This is a genomic window from Paraburkholderia sp. SOS3 (assembly GCF_001922345.1).
Classification (GTDB): domain Bacteria; phylum Pseudomonadota; class Gammaproteobacteria; order Burkholderiales; family Burkholderiaceae; genus Paraburkholderia.
Genome location: NZ_CP018811.1, coordinates 2043332 through 2067366 on the forward strand (window position 1 = coordinate 2043332; position 24035 = coordinate 2067366).

The window sequence follows — 24035 nt, forward strand, 5'->3', positions numbered from 1 at the left end:
TGCATGGGCTTTTTTTGTCGACTGCTGCCGGCCCCGGACGCTAGCGTTGCTTGAGCTTCGCGAATGCGGCGGCCATTGCGTTGACCGGTTCCGGATCGCGCGAACGGTGCGGCCCGCGCCCATTTCCACCCGAGCCACCCGAGCCAGCACTACCGGAGCGGCCCGCGCCGCCACGATCGCCGTGCGCGCCGCCGTTGCCGCTGCCTGCTGCCGCGAAATCGTCGTCGAGGCGCATCGTCAGCGAAATGCGCTGCCGCTTCACATCGACCTCGAGCACCTTGACCTTGACGATCTGGCCGGCTTTCACGACCTCGTGCGGGTCCTTGATGAACTTCGTCGACATCGCCGATACGTGCACGAGACCGTCCTGATGCACGCCGACGTCGATAAACGCGCCGAACGCCGCGACGTTCGTGACGACGCCTTCGAGCACCATGCCCGGCGACAGATCCGAAATCTTCTCGACGCCTTCGCGGAACGTCGCGGTCTTGAATTCGGGGCGCGGATCGCGGCCGGGCTTTTCGAGTTCCGAAAGAATATCGCGCACGGTCGGCAGGCCGAAGCGCTCGTCGACGAATTCGGTCGGCACGAGACGCGATAGCGCTTCGCGATTGCCGAGCACGTCGCCGACGTGCTTGCTGATTTTCGCGAGCATCCGCTCGACGAGCGGATAAGCCTCCGGGTGCACCGACGAGCGGTCGAGCGGGTTTTCGCCCCCGTTGATGCGCAGAAAGCCCGCGGCCTGCTCGAAGGTCTTGTCGCCGAGGCGCGGCACCTTGCGCAGATGCTCGCGCGACGGGAACGGCCCGTTCGCATCGCGATAGTCGACGATATTGCGTGCGAGCGTCGCGTTGAGGCCCGACACGCGCGCGAGCAGCGCGACCGACGCGGTGTTCGCATCGACGCCGACCGCATTCACGCAATCTTCGACAACCGCGTCAAGCGAACGCGCGAGTTCGCGCTGGTTCACATCGTGCTGATACTGGCCGACGCCGATCGCCTTCGGCTCGATCTTGACGAGTTCGGCGAGCGGGTCCTGCAGACGACGGGCAATCGATACCGCGCCACGCAGCGACACATCGAGTTCCGGAAACTCTTTGGCCGCCAGTTCGGATGCCGAATAAACCGATGCGCCTGCTTCGGACACGACGATTTTCTGCAGCTTGAGTTCCGGATGGCGCGCGATCAGTTCGCTCGCGAGCTTGTCTGTTTCGCGCGACGCGGTGCCGTTGCCGATGCTGATCAGCTCCGCCTGGGTTTGTGCGGCAATGCGCGCGAGTTTTGCAAGCGAGCCGTCCCAGTCGCGGCGCGGCTCATGCGGATAAATCGTATCGGTCGCGAGCAGTTTGCCCGTGCGATCGACGACTGCAACTTTCACACCGGTCCGCAGGCCCGGATCGAGGCCGATCACTGCCTTCGGGCCGGCCGGCGCCGCGAGCAGCAGGTCCTTCAGGTTGCGCGCGAACACGCGGATCGCTTCGTGCTCGGCTGCTTCGCGCAGGTTCGTGAGCAACTCGTTTTCGATATGGGGCTGCACCTTGACGCGCCAGCACCAGCGGCAGACGTCGGCGAGCCATTTGTCGGCAGGACGCGCCTGATTCGCGATGCCGAAGTGGCGCGCGATCATCGCTTCGCCGGGATGCGGCACCTGCGCGTCGAGCTCTTCGCCAAGACCGAGCTTGACGAGCAGCACGCCCGCGTTGCGGCCGCGCAAGAGCGCCAGCGCGCGATGCGACGGCACGGTTTTGATCGTTTCGGCGTAGTCGTAGTAGTCGCGGAATTTCTCGCCTTCTTCGCCTTCCTTGCCCTCGATCACCGACGACGAGACGACGCCCTGGTTGAACAGGTAATCGCGCAACCTGCCGAGCAGCTCGGCCGTTTCGCCAAACTGTTCGGACAGGATATCGCGTGCGCCGTCGAGCGCCGCTTTCACGTCGGCCACGCCCTTGTCGGCGTTCACGTACTGCGCGGCCTCGCTTTGCGGATCGAGCAGCGGATTGGCAAGCAGCGCCTGCGCAAGCGGCTCGAGACCTGCCTCGCGGGCGATCTGCGCGCGCGTGCGGCGTTTCGGCTTGTAAGGCAGATAAAGATCTTCGAGCACCTGTTTGCTGTCGGCGGCTTCGATCGACGCGCGCAACTCGGCGGTGAGCTTGCCCTGTTCGTCGATGCTCGCGATGATGGCCGCGCGCCGGTCCTCGAGTTCGCGCAGATAGAGCAGGCGTTCTTCGAGATTGCGCAGTTGCGTGTCGTCGAGGTTGCCGGTCACTTCCTTGCGGTATCGGGCGATGAACGGAACGGTGGAACCTTCATCGAGGAGTTGCACTGCCGCTGCCACCTGGCGAGGCTGGACAGACAGTTCGGTGGCAATGCGCTGGACGATCTTGAGTGCTACGGTTTCCGTCATAAGAGCTTGATGTTCGTGCCGGATCGATCAGGGGCCGCCTCGCGGCGTGCCGTGGAATTTTGTGTCGCATTCCATCGGCGCGCGGCGGCCGGGGTTGCTGAGACTGCCGGTAGAGCAGGGCGAAACGGGTCAAAACGGGATAATGCAACGAATGGAGCAGCGGGGCATTTTGCCATAAATGCCGGGCCGCTCAAGCACAGGATGTTAGAATTTCGGGCATGTTCCGTTGCCCATCTACGACGTTGCTCACCTTCCGTTTTCCACGCTTTGCGCGTGTGCCGACCATCCCGTCACCGTCGTTCGCGCGGGTTTTCGCTTCGTGGTTTCGTGCCTCGCCCGCGCTTGCGACGCCCGCCGCCAAGCGCGGTTCCGGCGCGCGTGCGATCGCGGCCTGCTCGCTGTGCGCGGCGCTTGTCATGCCGCTGCCGGGCCACGCACAGGAGCGGCCGCTCGCGGGGGCGGGCGCCGCGGTGTCAGGTACGACGTCCGGCAGCGGCGACGCCGTGCAGGGCGCCGGCGCAACAGATTCCACGGATGCCGCCGATGCCATGGCTCCGGCTGCTTCGGGCGAGGGATCTTCCGCGGACCAGGCGTTTGCCGCGCGCCAGAAGGAGCTCGACGATCGCAGCGCGGAGAACAACTACCAGTACGCGGTCGAGCGGCACGACTGCTACGACACGTTCTTCGTCAATCATTGCGTGAACAAGGCGCGCGACAAGATGCGCGCGATCCAGGCCGACATTCGCAGCCAGCAGCTTGCGCTCGACGACGAAAAGCGTGCCGAGCACGCGCGCCAGCGCGACCAGCAGCAGGCGCTCAGACAGGCGCAGGACGAGGCGAACGCGCCGCAACGTGCCGCGCAGGACGCACGCAACCAGCAGGCGTTCGCAGACAAGCAGCGCCAGCACGCGCTCGACGAGGCGCAGCGCCAGTCCGAAGCGCCGCAGCGTGCGGCCAACGAGCAGGCGTACGAGCAGAAACAGCGCCAGTATGCGATCGATCAGGCGCAGCGCGGCATCAGCCCGAGCGAGGCGGCGGCCAATCAGAAAGCGTACGATCAGAAGCAGGCGGATTTCCAGCGTCAGCTCGACGAGGCGCATCGGCAGGCCGCGCAGAAGGCGCAGGAACGTGTCGAGAAACAGCAGCGCTTCGAGCAGAAGCAGGTCGACGCCGCGCAGCACAAGAAAGATGTTGAAGCCCGCCAGAAGCAGGCGGCGGAGAAAGCGCAGCAGAAGCAACAGGATGAACTCAAGCAGCAACAGCAGCTCGAGCAACAACAGCAGCAACAACAGCAACAGCGAAAGCAATAACCGTAGCAGCGACAGCAGTAACGCGTTTCAGGCCGGACAGCAACCTCGAGCGGGACGCGTGTGACAGTGGACTTCGGCAGATGCGCCGGCACCTCTATCGCCGGAACACGCCGCCCGCGTTCACGATGCCGCGCGCGCTTCGCCCATTCTGGAGAGGAGGCGAGCATGCGCGCTCATCACGTCAACGCAGAAACACTTCGCGACCGCATTCTGCAACTGGAATCGGAGCATAGTGGGCTTGATCGGCTGATCGACAGGATGTCGGAAGAGCCCGGCGTCGACGACCTCGCGCTGCAGCGCCTTAAAAAACGCAAGCTCAAGCTGAAGGACACCATCATCCTGCTGCAATTGCAGCTCGAACCGGACGCGCACGGTTGAGTGTGGAACCTGGCAGGCGCCTCGGTCGACCACGCATTCGCGACGCTGACACCCGACTTTGCAGGAACCGCTTGCCTTGAACGCACCACTCGATTCTTCATCCCGCAATACGCCGGATGGGGCCGCTCATGGGACTGCTGATGCTCCCGGACATGCGCTCGCTCATGCAGCCGCTGATCCATCCGCTCATGCTCCCGATAAGCCGTCCGCCAACGCAGCGCCTGACACGGGCGCCAAAGACGTCGCGCGCGCCGAGCGCAATGCCGCGGGAACCGCACTGGCGTCGTCGCTTTCCGCGCGGCGCGCCGCCGAACTCGGCGACATCTTCGCCGCCGACGGTCTGCTCGCCAGACAGATCGACGGCTATCGGTCGCGTGCATCGCAAATCGAAATGGCGCGCGCCGTGGCGGCGGCGCTCGAAGCGTCGGGCCGCGCCATGCCCGAGCCCGCAATGTTCGACGTGCAGCAGCGTCCTGCACGGCGCTTGCAGTCGTCCGCCTCATCAGCTTCGTCAGCCTCGCCGGTTCTGTCTGCTCAGCAGCGTGGTGCGAAGGACGGCGGCCTGGCGAGCGCCGACGCCGACGCGAAAAACGAAGACACCGGCGAAAACACGCTGATCGTCGAAGCGGGCACCGGCACCGGCAAGACCTATGCGTATCTCGTGCCGGCGATGCTGTGGGGCGGCAAGGTCATCGTTTCCACCGGCACCAAGCATCTGCAGGACCAGCTGTTTCAGCGCGATATCCCGACCGTGCGCGACGCGCTCGCGGTGCCTGTCTCCGTTGCGATGCTGAAGGGCCGCGCGAACTATCTGTGCCACTACTATCTGCAGCGCACGGCCGACAATGGCCGCTTGCCTTCGCGTCAGGAGACGTCGTATTTGCAGGAGATCGTGCGTTTCGCGAAGATCACGCGCACCGGCGACAAAGCCGAGCTCGCGAGCGTGCCGGAAACGGCTGCGGTGTGGTCGATGGTGACGTCGACCCGCGATAATTGCCTCGGCCAGGAGTGTCCGCATTACAAGGAATGCTTCGTGATGCAGGCACGCCGCGAAGCGCAGCAGGCCGACCTCGTCGTCGTCAATCATCATCTGTTTTTCGCCGACATCATGCTGCGCGATACCGGCATGGCGGAACTGTTGCCGACCGCGAATACGATCGTTTTCGACGAAGCGCATCAACTGCCCGAAACGGCAACGCTTTTTTTCGGCGAGACCTTGTCCACTGCGCAGTTGCTCGAACTCGCGCGCGATTCGGTTGCGGAGGGCCTCTCGAACGCGCGCGACGCGCTCGACTGGGTCAAGCTCGGCGCCGCGCTCGAACGCGCCGCGCGCGATGTGCGGCTGACGTTCAAGGAAGACTCGCTGCGTGTGTCGGTGGGTCAACTGGCCGACGATCATCCGCTCTTTGCTGCGCTCGCAGCGGTGCAGGTCGAACTCGATGCGCTGACCGATGCGTTGGCCGGGCAATCGGAGCGCGCGGAATCGATCGGCGCGTGCCTGCGGCGCGCGAGGGAATTGCAGGATCTGCTGGCCGGATGGACCACGCTGCCCGCCGAAGCGCCCGAACGTTCGTCGCGCGATGCCGGGACGGGCCGCGACTCGCGCGCGACCAGCACCGGCGAAGGCGCTGCTCATGTCACGCAGGCCACGCAAGCGTCACGCGCCGACGCGGAGTCGAACGAAAAGGTACGGTGGATCGAAGTCTTTTCGCATACGGTGCAATTGCACGAGACGCCGCTCTCGGTGGCGCCGATTTTCGCGAAGCAGCGCGCGGGCGTGCCGCGCGCCTGGGTGTTCACGTCGGCGACGCTCTCGGTGCGCGGCGACTTTACGCACTATGCGGCGCAAATGGGCCTGAACGCGCGCCGCTCGATGACCTTGCCGAGTCCGTTCGATTACGAAACACAAGGCTTGCTGTATGTGCCGCGCAATTTGCCGCAGCCATCGTCGCCGGTCTTCACCGATGCGGTATTCGATGCCGCGCTCCCGGCCATCGAAGCTTCGGGCGGCGGCGTATTCATGCTATGCACGACGCTGCGCGCCGTCGACCGGATCGCGACGAAGCTGCGCGATACGATCGAATCGCGCGGCTGGGAGATGCCCTTGCTCGTGCAGGGCGACGCAAGCCGCACCGAACTGCTCGAGCGCTTTCGCGCGTATGGCAATGCGATTCTGGTCGGCAGCCAGAGCTTCTGGGAAGGCGTCGATGTGCGCGGCGATGCGCTGTCGCTCGTCGTGATCGACAAGCTGCCGTTCGCGCCGCCCGACGATCCCGTGTTGTCCGCGCGCCTCGATGCGTTGACGAAGAAGGGGCTCAGTCCGTTTGCCGTGCACCAGTTGCCGCAGGCGGTGATCACGCTGAAGCAGGGTGCAGGGCGTCTGATTCGCGCCGAGACCGATCGCGGCGTGCTGATGATCTGCGATACGCGTCTTGTGGACAAACCATATGGCCGGCGAATCTGGCAGAGCTTGCCGCCGTTCAAGCGTACGCGCGAGATCGACGTCGTGCGCGAATTCTTCGCCGATCGAACGCCTGGCGTTTAATATGCCGCGTGCATCGGTGTGCGTTGCGTGAGTCTTGCGGCGCGACGGTCATCGATGCGCGTCGATGCGCCGCGTACTGTTTGTGACGCGACGCGTCAAGCCATTCGATGAGCGCCTGAAGCGCCGCTCGCAAACGCGCTTAATCCTTGATCGGCCCTGAAAAGCAAAACGCCACGGAGATGATCCGTGGCGTTCTGACTATTCGCCTTCTGTGCGGCAGAACTGTGCGGCTTGCCCACACAGTCGCCTTCCGGCGACCCTTCGCTACAGCTTACTGGCTTGCGCCCGAAGCCGGAGCGGCTGCCGAAGCGTCCGAAGCGGCAGCGCCTGCGTCCGAAGCGGCCATCGAAGCCGAAGCAGCAGCGTCGCTCGCAGCAGCAGCAGCGCCCGAAGCGGCAGCAGCCGAATCCGAAGCGGCAGCGCCAGCGTCCGAAGCAGCCATCGGTGACGATGCAGCGGAGGTATCGCTAGCCGGGGCAGCAGCGCTCTGGTCGCTGCTCTTGCTGCATGCAGCAAGTGCCATAGCCGCCAGCAGAGATGCTACGAGGAGGGATTTCTTCATGATCACGTCCTTTTATGGTTAAAGGTAAGCAACAGCGCAAATTTACCGGTAATGTGCTCTAACACCGACCCGGGCCGCTGGTGGAGACGCACTTCATGAGCGTGAATCTTTCCCGTACGGCTTGGGCGGAAATTATATGCACTTTCGTATCGACCGTCGACAAATCCGGGGCCAATACGTTGTAGTTCCCAGACAAAATCCCATGATAAAGGTATATCAAGCGGCGAAATCTTATCCCAGTTCGCCTACCTGTATCCAGCCCGCACAATACCATTCGTGAAGTCGTGCTGTCATCGACGGATGCCGCGAGAGTGTTACAAAGCGTTTCCCGCTCAAACGGCGTCTATCGGCGAGTTCCGGCACCCATGTTTTAACCGCCGCAAGCGCGTTTTCTTCGCCATTCAGGTAATACGCACGCTGATCGTATAGCAGCACACTTTTACGATCCAGACGAATACCGGCTTTAGACGCTTGCTTCGCGAAACGCATCTCGTCGAGCGGCCGACGTGGCGCATCGAATACGACGCTCGGTTTAGGCTCGCTCAGATACGTGCCGAGAAACGACGCGACGTCTGCGTCGTTCCATCGGACTTTAGCAAGGATCGAGCCCACCTTCTGGACGAATGCGGCCGGCAGTTGCGCGGGCTGCGTGACGGCCGGCTGCTGCGGATCGCGGTAGCGCCCATCTAAAACGTTTGCGGCCCGTCTTGCGCCGGTCCTTTCAGCAGGCCTTTCGACGAGCTTCTCTGCAAGGTGATACAGGAATTGCGAGGTCAGTTCGGTCGCCGTCGGCGCGCGAAAGCCGATCGAACAGGTCATGCATTCGCCTTCTGCGACACCGTCGTGTGCGATATGCGGAGGCAGGTACAACATGTCGCCGGGTTCCAGCAGCCATTCGGCGTCCGGTTCAAAGTGTTGTAGAACTTTCAACGGCAGGCCGGGCTCGAGCGTGAGATCGCGCTGCGCTCCGATGCGCCACCGGCGCTTGCCATGTACCTGCAGCAAAAACACATCGTATGAGTCGAAGTGCGGGCCGACGCCGCCGCCATCGGTCGCGAATGAAATCATCAGGTCGTCGAGCCGCGCATCGGGAACGAAGCGAAAGCGCTCGAGCAGCATGCGCGCGCGTTCGTCGTGCAGGTCGACGCCCTGCACGAGCAGCGTCCATGCGCGCCGTCTTAACGACGGCAACTCGTCGCGCGCAAACGGACCGTGCTCGAGCGTCCACTTGTTGCGCGCATGCACGATGAGTCGGCTTTCGACCTCGTCGCGATCGGCGAGCGCGAACAGCTCATCGCGCGTGAGCGGCAAGGCAGGAGCCGGTATCGCGCCGCGGATCAACAGCGGTTTTTTCTGCCAGTAGCGGCGCATGAACTGCGCGGGGCTGAGGTTGCCTAATAGCGCTGCCGGCACGTTCGGCGCGGGTGCCGCGAAGCTGTCGGAAGCCTGCGGATGGAACGTTTGATGCGAAGGAATCCGGTCTGAACCTGGGCTCGCCGGTTGGGCATTGGGCCGCTTGGGCATCGTATAATGAGAGCGGTAATCTTGGAGAGACGAATGAAGATCGCAAAGAACACCGTCGTATCGGTCGCGTACAAGCTATCGGATGCGCAAGGCAATCTGATCGAGGAGAGCGACGAGCCGATGGTCTATCTGCACGGCGGCTATGATGGCACGTTCCCCAAGATCGAGGAAGAGTTGGACGGGCAGGAGCCCGGCTTTCAGACGCAGATCCAGCTCGAACCGCAGGACGCATTCGGTGAATACGATCCTGAACTCGTGAAGATCGAACCGCGCGATCGCTTCCCCGAGCCGCTCGAAGTCGGCATGCAATTCGAAGGCACACCCGAAGAAGGCGATGAAGATCTCGATACGATGATCTACACGGTTACCGATGTGGCCGAAGACAAAGTCGTGCTCGACGGCAATCATCCGCTCGCGGGCATGGCGCTGCGTTTCGCGTTGACGGTCAAGGAAGTGCGCGAAGCAACCGAAGACGAGATCCAGCACGAACACGCGCATGGCGCCGATGGCCTCGAGGTCTTCGACGACGAGGACGACGACGATCTCGAACCGAAGTCAGGGCCGACTCTGCACTGAACCTGCCGGCGCAGTCGTTCCCGGCGAAGGGGACGAAGGGGACGATCCGGGCGCACGCCCGATACCATCGGCCGCTTCGTCCCCTTTGCTTTGGGCGGCGCCTTGCGGCGCCCCGATCATTCCAGATGTCTGTGGAAACGCGCCTGGCGGGGTTTGCAACTGCGGTTGTATCCGAGGCTGCAACTGCATTTGAGGCTGAGGTTGAGGCTGCGGCTCCGGCAGAATCGGTGGCAATTCCGAAGCCGGCGAAAACTCGGGTACCGCGGGCATCGGCTCGGGTAGCGGATTGTAGTCGTCGCGCGCCGGCAGCGACGGCGTGGGCAACAGCGGCATGTCTTTCGGCACGTCGCGCACGCTGACGCGAAACGGCACGCGCCGTGCAAAATTGGCCTCGACCTGAATCCACTGCATGAGCCGGTTGTGCGGCGCGATGGCCACGCGCGTGAGGTTCGTGACGAGCGCGCCCTTGTCGTTGCGCAACGGCTGGTCGATCGTAAAACCGCCGTGCAATTTCTCGTCGTCCTGATGAATCACGAGCACGGGTCCGTGAAACGATTCGGCAAGCTTCACGAGGCTGCGCTTGAATTCCATATAGCCGTCGCGCGGCTTGTGTTCGAAACGCAGCCAGGCGAAACGCTCGCGCCGCTCATAGCGCTCCGGATCGAAATCTCCCTGCACGAACACGACCACTGCCTTTGCATCGCGCCGTTTCGCGAATTCGGCTGCATGATCGAGCCAGAACGCGTTCGCGATCACGCGGTCCTCGAACTCGCCGTTACGGCCGCCCGCGGTCAGATAGTGGTTGTTGGGGCTCGGCACGTTGAGTCCGACGAATACCGTGTCGCCGAGTTGCCAGCGCACGTTTTCGCGATACGTGCGAAAGCGCGACACCTCGCTCTCGCGCGTGAGCGGCAGCGGGTTCTGGCCCATCGACGATTCGTCGATAAAAAGCGTCTGACGCAACTGGTCGAGACGTTCGACTGGATCGAAACCGCCGGCCGTCGCCGTGCCGCAGTCTGCCCAGTCGTGCTGTCCGGGAATAAAGACGAGCGCCGGTTTCGATGCCTGCAGCAAGGCCTCGCGCGCTTCGAACAGCGAGTCGCGGCACGGTTCGCTGCCGCTCCTCAGGTTGCCGTCGTAGACGATGAAAGCGATTTGCGGATCGCGGCCGATCGCGTCGATCAGCCTTTGCGTTGGCGCTTCGTCGGCATTGCTTTGCAGCGTGCTGCCAATGACCGCGAACGCGTAGCGCGTGTCGCCGCCGTGGGTCGCATCGGCGGCGCAGGCGTTCACGGGCAGCCAGCCTGCGCAGACGAGCGTGGCTGCGCTCAGCGTGACGCGCGCGGCATGTATGGATCGCGCGAGCCATGCCGCTCGTGGCGCGAGCGCGGAGTGCATCGACCGCGAGGTCGATGCAGCATGCGCGGACCGCATCGACTGCGCGGCCCGCGCCGAACATGGGACCGATGCGCGTTCAGCGCTGCGTGTCCGGCGCCGCGGCCAGCTCATGTAACTCGTAAAGCAGATCGAGCGCCTCGCGCGGACGCAGCTCGTTCGGATCGATCGCGCGCAAGCGCTCGACGAGCGCATCGGCGAGCGGGTCGGCCGGTACGGGCGCGGCATTGCCGTGACGGTCGTCGCGATAGCCGTCGTAAGCGTCGTCGTCCGCATCCTCGACCATCGATGGCGGCGCGAACAGATCGAGCTGCGGCGCGGGCTGCGCGGCCGACTGCTGTTCGAGATGCGCAAGATGTTTGCGCGCCGCGCGAATGACCGCCGACGGAACGCCCGCGAGTTGCGCAACCTGCAAGCCGTAGCTCTGGTTCGCCGGCCCCTCGTTGACCGCATGCAGGAACACGATGCCGTGCCCATGCTCGACCGCCGACAGATGCACGTTGGCTGCCTGGGGGAACTCCGCGGGCAGTTGCGTGAGCTCGAAGTAGTGCGTTGCGAAAAGCGTATGGCAGCCGTTATGCGCAAGCAGATGCCGTGCGATCGCCCATGCGAGCGCGAGGCCGTCGAAGGTCGACGTGCCGCGGCCGATTTCATCCATCAGCACGAGGCTTTGCGGCGTTGCGTCGTTGAGGATCGCGGCCGCTTCGGTCATCTCGACCATAAACGTCGAGCGGCCGCCGGCGAGATCGTCGGCCGCGCCGATGCGCGTGAAGATGCGGTCGATCGGGCCGAACGATGCGCGCCGCGCGGGCACGTAGCTGCCCACATAGGCCATCAGCGCGATCAACGCGGTTTGCCGCATGAACGTCGACTTGCCGCCCATGTTCGGACCGGTGATGAGCAGCAGCTTGCGCTCGGCGCTCAATCGACAGTCGTTGGCGATGAACTGCTCGACCTGCGCTTCGACGACCGGATGCCGGCCTTGCTCGATCTCGATGCCGCCTGCCGGCGTGAACAACGGCGCGACCCAGTCGAGCTCGCGGGCGCGCTCCGCGAAGGCGACGAGCAGATCGAGTTCGGCGAGCGCGCCGGCGACGCGCTGGCAATCGGCGATAAACGGCAGCAGCGCTTGCAGCAGTGCGTCGTAGAGCGACTTCTCGCGTGCGAGCGCGCGTTCCTGCGCGGATAGCGCCTTGTCTTCGAATGTTTTGAGCTCGGGCGTGATGTAGCGCTCGGCGTTTTTCAGCGTCTGACGGCGGCGATAGTCGTCAGGCACCTTGTCGGTCTGGCCGCGCGTGACTTCGATATAGAAGCCGTGCACCTTGTTGTACTCGACGCGCAGGTTGCCGATGCCCGTGCGCGCGCGTTCGCGCGTTTCGAGGTCGATCAGGAACTGGCCGCAGTTCTCCGAAATATCGCGCAATTCGTCGAGTTCCGCATCGTAGCCGCGCGCGATCACGCCGCCGTCGCGAATCATGGCCGCGGGTTCCGCTGCGACCGCGCGCGACAGCAGTTCGACGCATTGAGCCGGCGGTTCGAGCGACGCATCGAGGCGCGCGAGCGAATCCGCATGGGCGGCGACAGCGGCGAGTTGCGTGCGCAGTTCGGGCAGCGCGATAAACGTATCGCGCAGGCTCGACAGATCGCGCGGCCGCGCCGACAGCAACGCGAGCCGCCCGGTGATGCGTTCGATGTCGGAGATCTGCCGTAACGCGCCGCGCAACGTATCGATGCTGGTCGAAGGGTTCAGCTGCGCGGATGCATCGAGCAGTGCGCCGATCGCCTGCTGACGCCCCTGCGCATACGACGCGTCGCGCGGCGGGTGATGGATCCAGTGCCGCAGCAGGCGGCTGCCCATCGTCGTGCAGCAGGTGTCGAGCAATGAACAGAGCGTCGGCGATTCGGTGCCGCGCAGCGTTTCGGTCAGTTCGAGGTTGCGCCGCGTCGCCGGATCGAGACCGATGTATTCGGATTCGAGCTCGACCTTGAGGCTGCGCACATGCCGAAGCTGCTGGCCTTGCGTAGCCGCCGCGTAAAGCAGCAAGGCGCCGGCTGCGCCACACGCGCAGGTCAGCGTCTGCGCACCGAAGCCGTCGAGGCTCGCGACGTCGAGCTGATCGCACAGACGCTGCTTGCCCGATGCGATATCGAAATGCCAGCCCGGCACGCGCGTGAGCGCGCCGCTGCCGCTGCCGCTTGCGGGCGGTGTCCAGGCGTTGGCGTCCGGCGTCGACACGTCGGCGACGAGAATCTCGGCCGGGCGGATGCGTTCGAGCGCGGCCGCGACGCCGTCGGGCGGAATCTCGGCGAGACGCAGCGCGCCACTCGCGAGATTGAGCCACGCGAGGCCGACCGATGTCACGACGCCGCGCCGGTTGTGCGCGACGCAGGTGGCCATCAGGTAGACATCGCTCTTGTCCGACAGCAGCGCCGCGTCGGTCAGCGTGCCGGGCGTGACGACGCGCACGACTTTGCGCTCGACCGGCCCCTTCGACGTGGCCGGGTCGCCGATCTGCTCGCAGATCGCGACCGATTCGCCGAGCTTGACGAGCTTCGCGAGATATTGTTCGACCGCGTGATGCGGTACGCCCGCCATCTTGATCGGCGTGCCGGCCGATGCGCCGCGCTGCGTAAGCGTGAGGTCGAGCAGTCGCGCCGCTTTTTCGGCGTCGTCGAAGAAGAGCTCGTAGAAGTCGCCCATCCGGTAGAACACGAGCGTGCCCGGGTGCTCGCCTTTGATGCGCAGGTACTGCTGCATCATCGGCGTATGCGCCGCGTCCGGCGCGCGAGCGGCGGCCGCCGCGGCGGTCACGGTGGCCGCGGTGTCGTCAACGCCTCCAGGCGCTGCGGATGCGCGAGGTGCTTCGTCGGCTGCGATTTGAATGCCCATCCTTGATGTCTTGAATGCGTTGCGGTTCAGGCCGAGAGTTTAACCCTTCGGCAGCGCGTGCGAACCCTGGCCGGACGGCCAGTTCATCCGCACCGCCGCGTCACTTGCGAATCATCGCGCCGAGATCGGCCTTTTTCGCACTGGCGGCGGTATGCCGCATGGCGAGCCACATCAGCACCGTAATGAAAGCGCCGAACGTTGCGATGATCCACGGCACCGGCATTCCGGCCGTCAGCAGCAACGCGTACGCGCCAAGCATCAGCAGCACGGCGAGATTCTGGTTGAAGTTCTGTACGGCAATCGAGTGCCCGGCGGAGAGCAGCGTCGCGCCGCGATGCTGAAGCAACGCGTTCATCGGCACGATGAAGAAGCCCGACAACGCGCCCAGCAGAATCATCAACGGATAGGCAAGGATGATGTAAACCGGTGCGAAGATCGAGCCGACGCGCAAGCCGGCTCCGGGCGGAAAAAGCCCCTTGCTGTAGAACGCCATCGCCACCGCGACGACGCCCGCGACGATGCCTACCGGCAGCACGCGCAGCGATCCGCGCAACGGAATCCACGCGGCGGCGGCCGCGGCGCCAAGCGCGATGCCGATGCCGGCGACGCCCTGAATCACCGCGCCTTTCGATAGCGACAGGCCGAGATTCACGTCGGCCCACTTCAGCACGAGCAATTGCAGCGTAACCGCGCTGCCCCACATCAGCGTCGTGACCCAGAGTGCAATGCGGGCGAGCCGGTCGAGCCACAGCACGTTGAAGCAGCGGACGAATTCGCCGACCAGCTTGCCCGGCTCGTGCAGCCTGTTTGCGTAGCGCGCGCCGGTGTCGGGAATGCCGACGTTGAGCGCCGCCGCGCTCGCATAGGTCAGCATGACGACGAGCATCGCGAGGTTCGCGGCGGTGTCGATGAACGGCAGATGCGCGTGCGCGACAAAATGCGCCGCATAGGTGCTGATCAGCGCGCCGCCGATCACCGTGCCGACGATGGTCGACAGCACGGTAGCCGATTCGAGCCATGCATTCGCCACGACGAGCCGTTCGGCCGGCAGCAGCTCGGTCAGAATGCCGTACTTCGCCGGCGAATACGCGGCGGCGCCGAGGCCGACGACCGCATACGCGACCATCGGATGGACGCTGAAAATCATCAGCAGACAGCCGGCGGCTTTCAATGCGTTTGCGATGAACATCACGTAGCGCTTTTGCAGCGCGTCGGCGAACGCGCCGACGAACGGCGCGAGCAGCACGTACGACACCGTGAAGAGGATCTGCAGCAGCGGCGTGACCCAGGCCGGCGAACGGATGATCGTGAGCCGCTCGATCGCCGCGATCAGAATCGCATTGTCCGCGAGCGACGAAACGAATTGCGCGGCGATGATCGTGTAGAAGCCTTTTTTCATGGACTCGACTGAACGTCAGCGCAGAAACGACAAGGCGGCCGAAGCCGCCTTTCCGTTGACCGGCGTTACGCCGCCTGCTGTCTCGTGCGGCTGTAGCGCGACAGGATCGGCACCATCTGCGCGTAGATCTTCGGATTCGCCGCGACGATCTCGTGCACGTGCAGGAAATCGGAATCGCCGGTGTAGTTACCGACGAGGCCGCCCGCTTCGGTCACGAGCAGGCTGCCCGCCGCCATGTCCCACGCATTGATGCCCTGCTCGAAGAAGCCGTCCATGCGGCCAGCCGCGACGTTCGCGAGATCGAGCGCCGCGGCGCCCGGACGGCGCAGGCCCGCGCAGGCTTCGGTCATTTCGCCGAACAGCGTCGTGTAGGCGCCGAGGCCGTTCTTGTCGCGAAACGGAAAGCCGGTGCCGATCAGCCCGTCGGCGAGGCGGTCGCGCCGGCCGACGCGGATGCGCCGGTCGTTCAGATAGGCGCCGCGGCCGCGCGATGCGGTGAAGAGATCGTTGCGCGTCGGGTCGTAGACGACGGCCTGCGTGACGATGCCTTTATGCGCGAGCGCAATCGACACGCAGTAGTACTGGAAACCGTGAATGAAATTCGTCGTGCCGTCGAGCGGATCGATGATCCACTGATACTCGGATTCGTTTTCGGATTGGCCCGATTCTTCGGCGAGGATCGCGTGATCGGGGTAGGCGGTGGTCAGCGTTTCGATGATCGCCGCTTCGGACGCTTTGTCGACTTCCGTGACGAAATCATTGTGCTGCTTCTTCGAAACCTGGATCAGATCGAGATCGAGCGAGGCGCGATTGATGATCTGTCCGGCGCGGCGGGCGGCTTTGACCGCAATGTTGAGCATGGGATGCATGAGTCGGGATCCTTTTGCCGATGATGAATACGGCGAGCCAGGCACGGCGGCAGCGGACTGCCGCGCAACGGTCACCGCAGGTAGGGCAGAGCCGTTTTGCGAATGTTCCGTCGACGAAAACGAATTGGATAAGAGCGAGGCGCCGGGTTGCACCACGGCGCGCGAGTAGCGTGATTTTACCCGAGTCTTCCGCTTTCCGGCGTGCCGCAGCGGGCGCACGGCGGCGCAAGCGCATCGGCACCCACGCAGCCGGTCAGGCCGCGGCGAACGGGCGCGCGACGCAAGCGTGGAAAGAGGGCGCGAGTTGGCGCTACCATAGCTCTTCTTTCGTCTTCCGCTTCTTATCGTGGTCCGACCGCACGCCCCTTCGAACGCCCCGTCGAACGCCGCGGCGCACGCATCCCGTTCGCCAACCGCTTCTTGCGCAGCCGACGACGCCGCCAGCCCCATGTGCGGCGGCTTCACGTCCACGCGCTTCGTGCTCGTCGAGCCGAGCCATCCGGGCAACGTCGGCGCCGCGGCACGCGCGCTGAAAACGATGGGCTTCTCGCGGCTCGTGCTCGTCGCGCCGCGCGTCGCGAATGTGCAGAACGATCCGGAAGCGATCGCGATGGCAAGCGGCGCCGACGACGTGCTGGCGAGCGCGCACGTCGTGCCGACGCTTGCCGATGCGTTGTCGGGCGCGCAATGGTCGCTCGCCTTGACCGCGCGCTCGCGCGAATACGGGCCGCCTCAACTCGCGCCGCGCACCGCGGCGGCGCACGCGCGCGAACACGCGGCGCACGGCGATATTGCGCTCGTGTTCGGCAACGAGCGCACGGGCCTGTTGAACGAAGACGTCGAACGCTGCAGCGCGCTCGCGCATATTCCCGCAAACCCCGCGTACAGTTCGTTGAATCTCGCGCAGGCCGTGCAGGTGCTGTCGTACGAACTGCGCATCGCGTATCAGGACGCGTCCGACAGCCCGTTGTCGGCCGGCGCTTCGACTTTCGCCGCAGGCAGTGCGGACGCGAGCGCGCGCGCGGCGAGCGATGAAGTCGAGCGTATGTTCGTGCATCTCGAGAATGCGTTGATCGCACTCGACTTCCTCGATCCCGCCAACCCGAAAAAGCTGATGTCGCGTCTGCGGCGGCTCTTTGCGCGCGCGGGGCTCGAGCGCGAGGAAGTCAACATCGTGCGCGGCATCGCGAAACATATCCTGCTGAAAGCTAAAGGAAGGGATAACGAAACGCCTTGAGCGGCGCGCCGCAGGCGGGCCGCGCGTGCCGCGCGTGCCGACTGCAGGCAACGATGCGGTTCGACCTTGACGGCGGGATGGGCATCGGCAGATTCGCGCGAATCGACCTACAATCGCCGAAAGCGTCATAAGCAAAGCAGCCAGCGCGATATGTCGCGCGCCGCGGGTTATGCATCGCTTGTGCATGTTTAGCAGAACCATCCCCCGACACTTCCAGGACGGCGCCAGCCATGTTCACGAGACTTCGCGAAGACATCGCCACGATCCGCGAGCGCGATCCCGCCGCGCGTAGCGCGTGGGAAGTGCTCACGTGCTACCCGGGCTTGCATGCGCTTCTACTGCATCGCTTGTCGCACGCGTGCTGGCGCGCGAAGCGCTACTGGATCGCGCGCGTCGTCTCGCAGATCGGGCGCTTTCTGACCGGCATCGAGATCCACCCGGGCGCGACGGTCGGCCGGCGTGTGTTCATCGATCACGGCATGGGCGTGGTGGTCGGCGAAACCGCGGTGATCGGCGACGACTGCACGATCTACCAGGGCGTGACGCTCGGCGGCACGTCGCTCACACGCGGCGCGAAGCGGCATCCGACGCTCGAACGCGGCGTGATCGTCGGCGCGGGCGCGAAGGTGCTCGGCGGTTTCACGATCGGTGCCGATGCGAAGATCGGCTCGAATGCGGTCGTCGTGAAGCCGGTGCCGGCGGGCGCGACCGCGGTCGGCAATCCCGCGCGCGTGATCGTGCCCGCGTCTGCTACGCGTGGGGCCGCCGACGCAGCGCAACCCGCGGCCGCGCGTTCGGAGTTCTGCGCATACGGCATCACGCCGAATGCGGACGATCCGGTCTCGCTCGCGATTCACGGGCTCATCAATCACGCGGCAAATCAGTCGCTGCGCATCGACGAAATCGTCGCCGCGCTCGAACGGCTCGGCGCGAGTCTCGAGGCGCTGCAGGGCGCCGATGCGGCGCTGTTCGATCTGAAGCGTTTGTCGGCGGCACTGGAGGGGAAGGTCGAGCCGGGTACGGAGCCGCACTGACTGCATTGAAGCGACCCCACGCACCACGGCACGCGACGCGGGGCGAGACGGCTCAATCGAGCGGCAGCGCCCGAATTCCTTCCGCGTCGATGCGCAGATAACCGCCACGGCGTTCGCCGTGGTCGAGGTCCCAATCCGGCAGCACCCAGCGCGTGCCGCCCGCTTCGCGATGGCGGGCGGGACGGTGCGTATGGCCGTGGATGATCGTCGCCGTGCCGGTTTTCTTGAAGAGCGCCGCAATTCCCTGCCGGGTCACGTCGTAGCGCGGTGAAACGGGCCGCGCGCGGTTTTCGTCGCCCGTGCGGCGCATGCGCTCGGCGAGCGCCTTGCGCCATCGGTATGGCCACAACAGAAAGAGCCACTGCGCAAAACGGTTGCGCGCGATGCGGCGAAAGCGCAGATAGCCGCGATCGTCGGTGCATTGGCCATCGCCATGCGCGAGCGCGATGCGCGTGCCGAACGACGTGATCACGAACGGGTCTGGCAGCCAGATCGCGCCGGCCGCTTTCATGAAGCGCTTGCCCAGCAGGAAGTCGCGGTTGCCGTGCATCACGTAGAGCGCGATGCCGCGCTCCGACAGCGTATGCATCAGCGCGGCCATGCGTGCGGGAAACGGTTCGGCGAGCATGTCGTCGCCAATCCAGTATTCGAACAGATCGCCGAGAATAAACACCGAATCGGCCTGCTCGGCGTTGACGCGGATGAAATGCTCGAACGCGGCCACCGTGCGCGGCATCGCCTCGGACAGGTGCAGATCCGACAGGAAATAAAACGGACGTGCGGCGTGCGGACGCTTGCCCTCGCCGGGCACGCCCGCGGCGACGCTTCGCAGCGGCGTTTCTTGCAGCATCGACGGTATTTTCTGTTGATTGCTCGTTTTGCGATTATGGAATAGCTGCAGCCGCCCGGCGGATCATGACGACAGGCGTATCGCCGTTATCGAACGGCGATACGCCTCGTACGGCTATTCGACCACGACGGCCTTCTCGATGACTACGTCGTCGACGGGCACGTCCTGGTGAAAGCCCTTCGAACCCGTTTTCACCTTGCGGATGTTGTCGATGACATCGAGGCCATCGACGACCTTGCCGAACACCGCATAGCCCCAGCCTTGCGGCGTCGGCGACGAATGGTTGAGGAAGTCGTTGTCGTTGACGTTGATGAAGAACTGCGCGGTGGCCGAATGCGGGTCGTTCGTGCGGGCCATCGCAACCGAGCCCTTCACGTTCTTGAGGCCATTGTTCGCTTCGTTGTCGATCGGCGCCTGCGTTGTCTTCTGCTTCATGCCGGGTTCGAAACCGCCGCCCTGGATCATGAAGCCGTCGATCACACGATGAAACACCGTGTTGTCGTAGTGGCCGGCCTTCACGTAGTTGAGGAAATTCTCGACCGTCTTCGGCGCTTTGTCCGCGTCGAGTTCGAGCTTGATGACGCCGTGGTTCGTATGCAGTTCAACCATGATGGATTCCTTGATCTGAGCGGGTGAATGAGCGGGTGAATGAGCGGGTGAATGAGCGGGTGAATGAGCGGGTGGGCAGCGACAGGCCCGCAAGAAGCGCGCCCTCCCAGATTACTACTTGCTGACCACCGTCGCCGACTCGATCACGATCGGCTTTTGCGGCACATCGCTCATGGGGCCGCGCGTGGTGGTCGGGGTGCCTTCGATTTTCTTCACGACGTCCATGCCCGACGTGACCTTGCCGAACACGGCGTAGCCGTTGCCGTCGGGATTCGGATAGTCGAGATTCGCGTTGTCGACGGTGTTGATGAAGAATTGCGCGGTGGCCGAATTCGGATCGCCCGTGCGCGCCATCGCGATGGTGCCGGTCACGTTCTTGAGACCATTGCGGCTTTCGAGCGGAATCGGCGCGCGCGTCGGTTTTTCGGCGAAGCTCGTCGTGTAGCCGCCGCCCTGGATCATGAAGCCCGGAATCACACGATGGAAAATCGTGCCGTTGTACTGGCCGGACTTCACGTAGTCGAGGAAATTGGCGACCGTCTTCGGCGCTTTCTCGGGATACAGTTCGACGCGAATATCGCCATCCGAGGTCTTGAAGAGGACAGACGGATGCGCGGTTTGCGCTGCGGACTGTGCGAACGCGGGTGCGTTCGCGACGAGGGCGGCGCTGCCGAGCGCCAGCAACAAGCGTTTCATGGAGTTCCTCGGGTTAGGGGAAAAACGCGGGATGAACGCGCAAAGGAGGCACGAAAAAGTGCACGAAAAACGCGTACGAAAGAGCGTGGAAAGAGCGCAGCACAGGCGCGCCCATCAGTCGACGCGCATCGCTCACCGCGGCGGCGCGACGTACGGCGGAATGGCAAGCGAACCGCTCGTCGGGCCGCCGAACTGGAACGAGGGCGTCTCCACGATGTTCGATGTGGCGCGCGTCGTGTAATCCGATTCGGACGGCGTGGCGCGCGTCGCCGCGCGCTTCGGCGGCGACACGATCTTCTCGATGTCCGCAAGACGCTGTTGCGTCGTGCCGGTCGCCGCGCCGAGGCTCTGCGCGCGTCGATAGGCCTGGTCGGCCATACGCAGATAGAGGTCGCCGAGATTCGCGTATGCGAGGCCGTAGCCGGGATTCGCCTTGGTTGCCGTTTCGAGCGCGGCGCGCGCGTCGCCGTAGCGGCCCTGCTTCGCATAGAGCGCGGCAAGATTGTTGTACGGCTCGGGCAATTCGGGGTACATCTCGGTCAGTTCGGTGAACGCGGCGATCGCGTCGTCGATGCGATTCATGCGCGCGAGCACGGTGGCCCGCTTGAACTTCGCCTGCGCGTCACGCGGATTCTGCGCGATGCGCGCATTGAGTTCCGCGAGCGCTGCGCTCCAGTTCTTTTGCGTGATCGATGCGTCGGCTTCCGGTGTTGCGTCGCGTGTGGCCGGAGCGTGCGATACGACATCGCTTTTTTGTGCATACGCGCTCGTGCCGGGCGCGATCAGCAACGCCAATGCAAAGAGTGCCGCAATGTGCGCGACGCCTCGTGCGCGGCCGCTGGAAGATTTCATAAGGAAGAGGTCTGGATGTTATACTCCGACCCATTCTAACAAAAGGTCTGCGCGTTTTCGTCGCGTGTTTCGTCGAACCACAGACTGTCTTTCGCCACTCGTGGTCGTCTCCGCTTTGATGGCAGTGTGATCGCCGCACCAGGTGCGCGATCGGTTTCCGAAGAATCCGTGCCGGGCGAGTGTTGTGTCGTGGAGGCTTGCCCGCCTGCTTTCATCCGGTCTCCGGTCACACCGCCGATCATGTCGTCGCACCATGTGTCCGCTACCGCCATAATCAGTCGCATGTGCGGTTCATCGCATGGGTTCATCGCCTTCTGGCGCGGCATGAACGAGCACAACGCGGATTTCTTTCGGCCCACGCATCGTTCTCTATGGAATCACTGCGCATCTACAACACGCTCGCGCGTGACAAGCAAACTTTCGTGCCACTGCAGGACGGCGTGGTGCGCATGTACGTGTGCGGGATGACCGTGTACGACTACTGCCACATCGGCCATGCCCGCGTGATGGTCGTGTTCGACATCGTTCAGCGGTGGCTGCGCACGCTCGGTTACAACGTAACGTACGTGCGTAACATCACCGACATCGACGACAAGATCATTCGCCGCGCCGTCGAGAATGGCGAGACGATCAAATCGCTGACCGACCGTTTCATTCAGGCGCTGCACGAAGATGCGGATGCGCTCGGCGTGCAGCGTCCGGACCTCGAGCCGCGCGCGACCGATTTCATTCCGCAGATGCTCGGCATGATCGAAACGCTCGAGGCGAAGGGCTTCGCGTATCAGGCGGCCGACGGCGACGTCAACTACGCCGTGCGCAAATTCGCCGGCTACGGCAAGCTCTCGGGCAAGTCGCTCGAAGATCTGCGCGCGGGCGAACGCGTCGCGGCGAACGATGCGAAGCAGGATCCGCTCGACTTCGTTCTGTGGAAGCAGTCGAAACCCGACGAGCCCGCCGACACCGGCTGGGAATCGAAGTACGGGCGCGGCCGTCCCGGTTGGCATATCGAATGCTCGGCGATGGGCTGCACGCTGCTCGGCGAACACTTCGACATTCACGGCGGCGGACAGGACCTGCAGTTTCCGCACCACGAGAATGAGATTGCGCAGAGCGAGGCTGCAACCGGGCAAACGTTTGTGAATACCTGGATGCATAACGGCTACGTGCAGATCGACAACGAGAAGATGTCGAAATCGCTCGGCAACTTCTTTACGATCCGCGAGGTGCTCGCGCAATACGATGCCGAGGTTGTGCGGTTCTTCATCGCGCGTGCACACTATCGGTCGCCGCTCAACTACAGCGACGCGCACCTCGACGATGCACGCAACGCACTCACGCGTCTTTACACGGCTTTGAAAGACGCGAGCGGCGACGGTGCGCCGCTCGACTGGAACGAAGCGCATGCCGCGCGCTTTCGCGAGGCGATGAACGACGACTTCAATACGCCGGTGGCGGTTGCCGTGCTGTTCGAACTCGCAAGCGAAGTAAACCGTACGCGCGACGCGGCGTTAGCACGGCAATTGCGTGAGCTTGCGCATGTAATCGGTTTCCTTGACCGTGAGCCGCGCGAGTTTTTGCAGCAGGCGGCGGGCAGTGTGAAAGAGGGTGGGCTCGAGGCGGCGCAGATCGAAGCGAAGATCGCTGCACGCGTTGCCGCGAAGCAGGCAAAAAACTATGCCGAGGCAGACCGGATTCGCGCGGAGTTGCTCGAAGCCGGGGTTGCACTTGAAGACAAACCCGGTGGGTTGACCGAGTGGCGGCGCGTGTAAGCGCACCTCGTTTTTCACTCTGATCGACTCACCAGGCAGGAGGCAGGATGGCAACGGCCACGAAGACGCCGGCTAAACGTGCCGCGTCTCAAACCAGAACGGCATCTGCAGTCAAACGTGCGCGCGCGGACAACGCGCCGCAAAGCGCGGCGAAGGGCACAGCCAGGGGCGCGACGCAAACGGTGCCGCGCAAGGCAGGTGCAAAGCGCGTGCTGAACGGTGCGGCGGGTCCGGCTGACGCAGTGACGGTCAAGGCGCCGCGCTCGCGCGCGAAGGCCGCGGCGAGCGGCAATGGCGAATTGCCGGCCGAACTGGCGGGCACGCAGCAGACCTTCGAAGCGGATACGCTCCATGAGGGCGAAGTCGTTCGCAAGACGCGTGCATCCGTCGATACCGAGGTGGCCGTGCCGGTGCAGATCGGCGGTCTTGCGCCTGAAATCACGCGGCCTGCGTATTGGGACAAGGCATGTGCCGATCTCGTCAAGCGCGACCGCATTCTGAAGAAGCTGATTCCGAAATTCGGACCTGTGCATCTGCTAAGCCGCGGCGATTCGTTCGTCACGCTGGCGCGCTCGGTCGTTGGTCAGCAGATTTCGGTTGCGAGTGCGCAAGCCGTTTGGGAACGCATCGAAAGCGCATGTCCGAAGCTCGTGCCGCAGCAGATCATCAAGCTCGGCGCCGCGAAACTGATCGCGTGCGGACTGTCGAAGCGTAAAACCGAGTACATTCTCGATCTCGCGCAACACTTCGTGTCGGGCGCGTTGCACGTCGGCAAGTGGACCTCGATGGACGACGAAGCGGTGATCGCCGAACTCACGCAGATTCGCGGTATCGGCCGCTGGACTGCGGAGATGTTCCTGATCTTCAACCTGTCGCGCCCCGATGTATTGCCGCTCGACGACCTCGGGCTGATTCGCGCGATCAGCGTGAATTATTTCAGCGGCGAGCCGGTTACGCGCAGTGAAGCGCGCGAAGTCGCAGCGAACTGGGAACCGTGGCGCACGGTCGCGACGTGGTACATGTGGCGCAGTCTCGATCCGCTGCCGTCGGACGAATAAAGCCGCGCAGCGTGCATGCGGCACGCGGCCGCAGTCGCCGCGTCCGGTTGCATTCGCTCGTCGCATCCGCTTGTTGCA

The 24035-nt window shown here is 64.2% G+C and carries 19 protein-coding genes; 7 read left to right on the forward strand and 12 right to left on the reverse strand.

Annotation, left to right across the window (positions count from 1 at the left end; translation table 11 throughout):
• Window positions 1–40: 40 nt before the first annotated feature.
• Both BTO02_RS09330 and BTO02_RS35630 read right to left on the reverse strand, forming a co-directional pair.
• Window positions 41–2404 (reverse strand): Tex family protein, encoded by a 2364-nt coding sequence (locus tag BTO02_RS09330; RefSeq protein WP_075156803.1) that lies wholly within the window; start codon window positions 2402–2404, stop codon window positions 41–43.
• 473 nt (window positions 2405–2877) lie between these two features.
• The gene (locus BTO02_RS35630; protein ID WP_156883787.1) at window positions 2878–3711 is read right to left on the reverse strand and encodes a hypothetical protein; all 834 of its coding nucleotides are present in this window, start codon (window positions 3709–3711) and stop codon (window positions 2878–2880) included.
• Between the two features lie 168 nt (window positions 3712–3879).
• Between BTO02_RS35630 and BTO02_RS09340 the strand changes: the two genes are divergently transcribed.
• Both BTO02_RS09340 and BTO02_RS09345 read left to right on the forward strand, forming a co-directional pair.
• On the forward strand, window positions 3880–4092 hold the full coding sequence (locus tag BTO02_RS09340; protein WP_075156804.1) for a DUF465 domain-containing protein: 213 nt from the start codon (window positions 3880–3882) through the stop codon (window positions 4090–4092).
• A gap of 277 nt (window positions 4093–4369) precedes the next feature.
• Entirely contained in the window at window positions 4370–6637 is a 2268-nt protein-coding gene (locus BTO02_RS09345; RefSeq protein ID WP_083615229.1) for an ATP-dependent DNA helicase, read from the forward strand.
• Between the two features lie 271 nt (window positions 6638–6908).
• Here the strand turns inward: BTO02_RS09345 and BTO02_RS35055 are convergent, their stop codons facing one another.
• Both BTO02_RS35055 and BTO02_RS09360 read right to left on the reverse strand, forming a co-directional pair.
• A complete protein-coding gene (locus BTO02_RS35055; RefSeq protein ID WP_075156805.1) occupies window positions 6909–7199 on the reverse strand; it encodes a hypothetical protein in 291 nt (96 codons plus the stop codon).
• Window positions 7200–7430: 231 nt separating this feature from the next.
• Complete coding sequence (locus BTO02_RS09360) at window positions 7431–8723, reverse strand: cupin domain-containing protein (RefSeq protein WP_075156806.1); 1293 nt, start codon at window positions 8721–8723, stop codon at window positions 7431–7433.
• A gap of 33 nt (window positions 8724–8756) precedes the next feature.
• On the opposite strand from BTO02_RS09360, the gene BTO02_RS09365 reads away from it, so the two are divergent.
• Window positions 8757–9299, forward strand: coding sequence for an FKBP-type peptidyl-prolyl cis-trans isomerase (locus BTO02_RS09365; protein ID WP_075156807.1), 543 nt, complete (start codon window positions 8757–8759; stop codon window positions 9297–9299).
• Here the strand turns inward: BTO02_RS09365 and BTO02_RS09370 are convergent.
• The 4 genes from BTO02_RS09370 to BTO02_RS09385 all read right to left on the reverse strand — a co-directional run bounded on the left by BTO02_RS09370 (window position 9279) and on the right by BTO02_RS09385 (window position 15852).
• Window positions 9279–10697 carry a hypothetical protein gene (locus tag BTO02_RS09370; protein ID WP_232243490.1) on the reverse strand — a complete coding sequence of 473 codons (1419 nt, stop codon included), beginning with the start codon at window positions 10695–10697 and terminating at the stop codon, window positions 9279–9281. The two genes, BTO02_RS09365 and BTO02_RS09370, sit on opposite strands and share 21 nt — an antisense overlap.
• A gap of 76 nt (window positions 10698–10773) precedes the next feature.
• The gene (gene mutS / locus BTO02_RS09375; protein WP_075158731.1) at window positions 10774–13455 is read right to left on the reverse strand and encodes a DNA mismatch repair protein MutS; all 2682 of its coding nucleotides are present in this window, start codon (window positions 13453–13455) and stop codon (window positions 10774–10776) included.
• Window positions 13456–13684: 229 nt separating this feature from the next.
• Window positions 13685–14983 carry a lysophospholipid transporter LplT gene (gene lplT / locus BTO02_RS09380; protein WP_075156808.1) on the reverse strand — a complete coding sequence of 433 codons (1299 nt, stop codon included), beginning with the start codon at window positions 14981–14983 and terminating at the stop codon, window positions 13685–13687.
• A gap of 65 nt (window positions 14984–15048) precedes the next feature.
• Entirely contained in the window at window positions 15049–15852 is an 804-nt protein-coding gene (locus BTO02_RS09385) for an inositol monophosphatase family protein (RefSeq protein WP_075156809.1), read from the reverse strand.
• Between the two features lie 448 nt (window positions 15853–16300).
• On the opposite strand from BTO02_RS09385, the gene BTO02_RS09390 reads away from it, so the two are divergent.
• Window positions 16301–17089, forward strand: a complete 789-nt coding sequence (locus BTO02_RS09390; protein WP_075156810.1) for an RNA methyltransferase — start codon at window positions 16301–16303, stop codon at window positions 17087–17089.
• 230 nt (window positions 17090–17319) lie between these two features.
• Window positions 17320–18123 carry a serine O-acetyltransferase gene (gene cysE / locus BTO02_RS09395; protein ID WP_075156811.1) on the forward strand — a complete coding sequence of 268 codons (804 nt, stop codon included), beginning with the start codon at window positions 17320–17322 and terminating at the stop codon, window positions 18121–18123.
• 52 nt (window positions 18124–18175) lie between these two features.
• Here cysE and BTO02_RS09400 read toward each other — a convergent pair whose 3' ends face one another.
• The 4 genes from BTO02_RS09400 to BTO02_RS09415 form a co-directional block, all read right to left on the reverse strand.
• Window positions 18176–18973, reverse strand: coding sequence for a UDP-2,3-diacylglucosamine diphosphatase (locus BTO02_RS09400; RefSeq protein ID WP_075156812.1), 798 nt, complete (start codon window positions 18971–18973; stop codon window positions 18176–18178).
• Window positions 18974–19087: 114 nt separating this feature from the next.
• Window positions 19088–19582, reverse strand: a complete 495-nt coding sequence (locus tag BTO02_RS09405) for a peptidylprolyl isomerase (protein ID WP_075156813.1) — start codon at window positions 19580–19582, stop codon at window positions 19088–19090.
• 114 nt (window positions 19583–19696) lie between these two features.
• On the reverse strand, window positions 19697–20278 hold the full coding sequence (locus BTO02_RS09410; RefSeq protein WP_075156814.1) for a peptidylprolyl isomerase: 582 nt from the start codon (window positions 20276–20278) through the stop codon (window positions 19697–19699).
• Between the two features lie 132 nt (window positions 20279–20410).
• The gene (locus tag BTO02_RS09415) at window positions 20411–21130 is read right to left on the reverse strand and encodes a tetratricopeptide repeat protein (protein WP_075156815.1); all 720 of its coding nucleotides are present in this window, start codon (window positions 21128–21130) and stop codon (window positions 20411–20413) included.
• Between the two features lie 371 nt (window positions 21131–21501).
• Between BTO02_RS09415 and cysS the strand changes: the two genes are divergently transcribed.
• Both cysS and BTO02_RS09425 read left to right on the forward strand, forming a co-directional pair.
• A complete protein-coding gene (cysS, locus tag BTO02_RS09420) occupies window positions 21502–22899 on the forward strand; it encodes a cysteine--tRNA ligase (RefSeq protein WP_075156816.1) in 1398 nt (465 codons plus the stop codon).
• 47 nt (window positions 22900–22946) lie between these two features.
• Window positions 22947–23957, forward strand: a complete 1011-nt coding sequence (locus BTO02_RS09425; RefSeq protein WP_075156817.1) for a DNA-3-methyladenine glycosylase family protein — start codon at window positions 22947–22949, stop codon at window positions 23955–23957.
• Window positions 23958–24035: the final 78 nt, after the last annotated feature.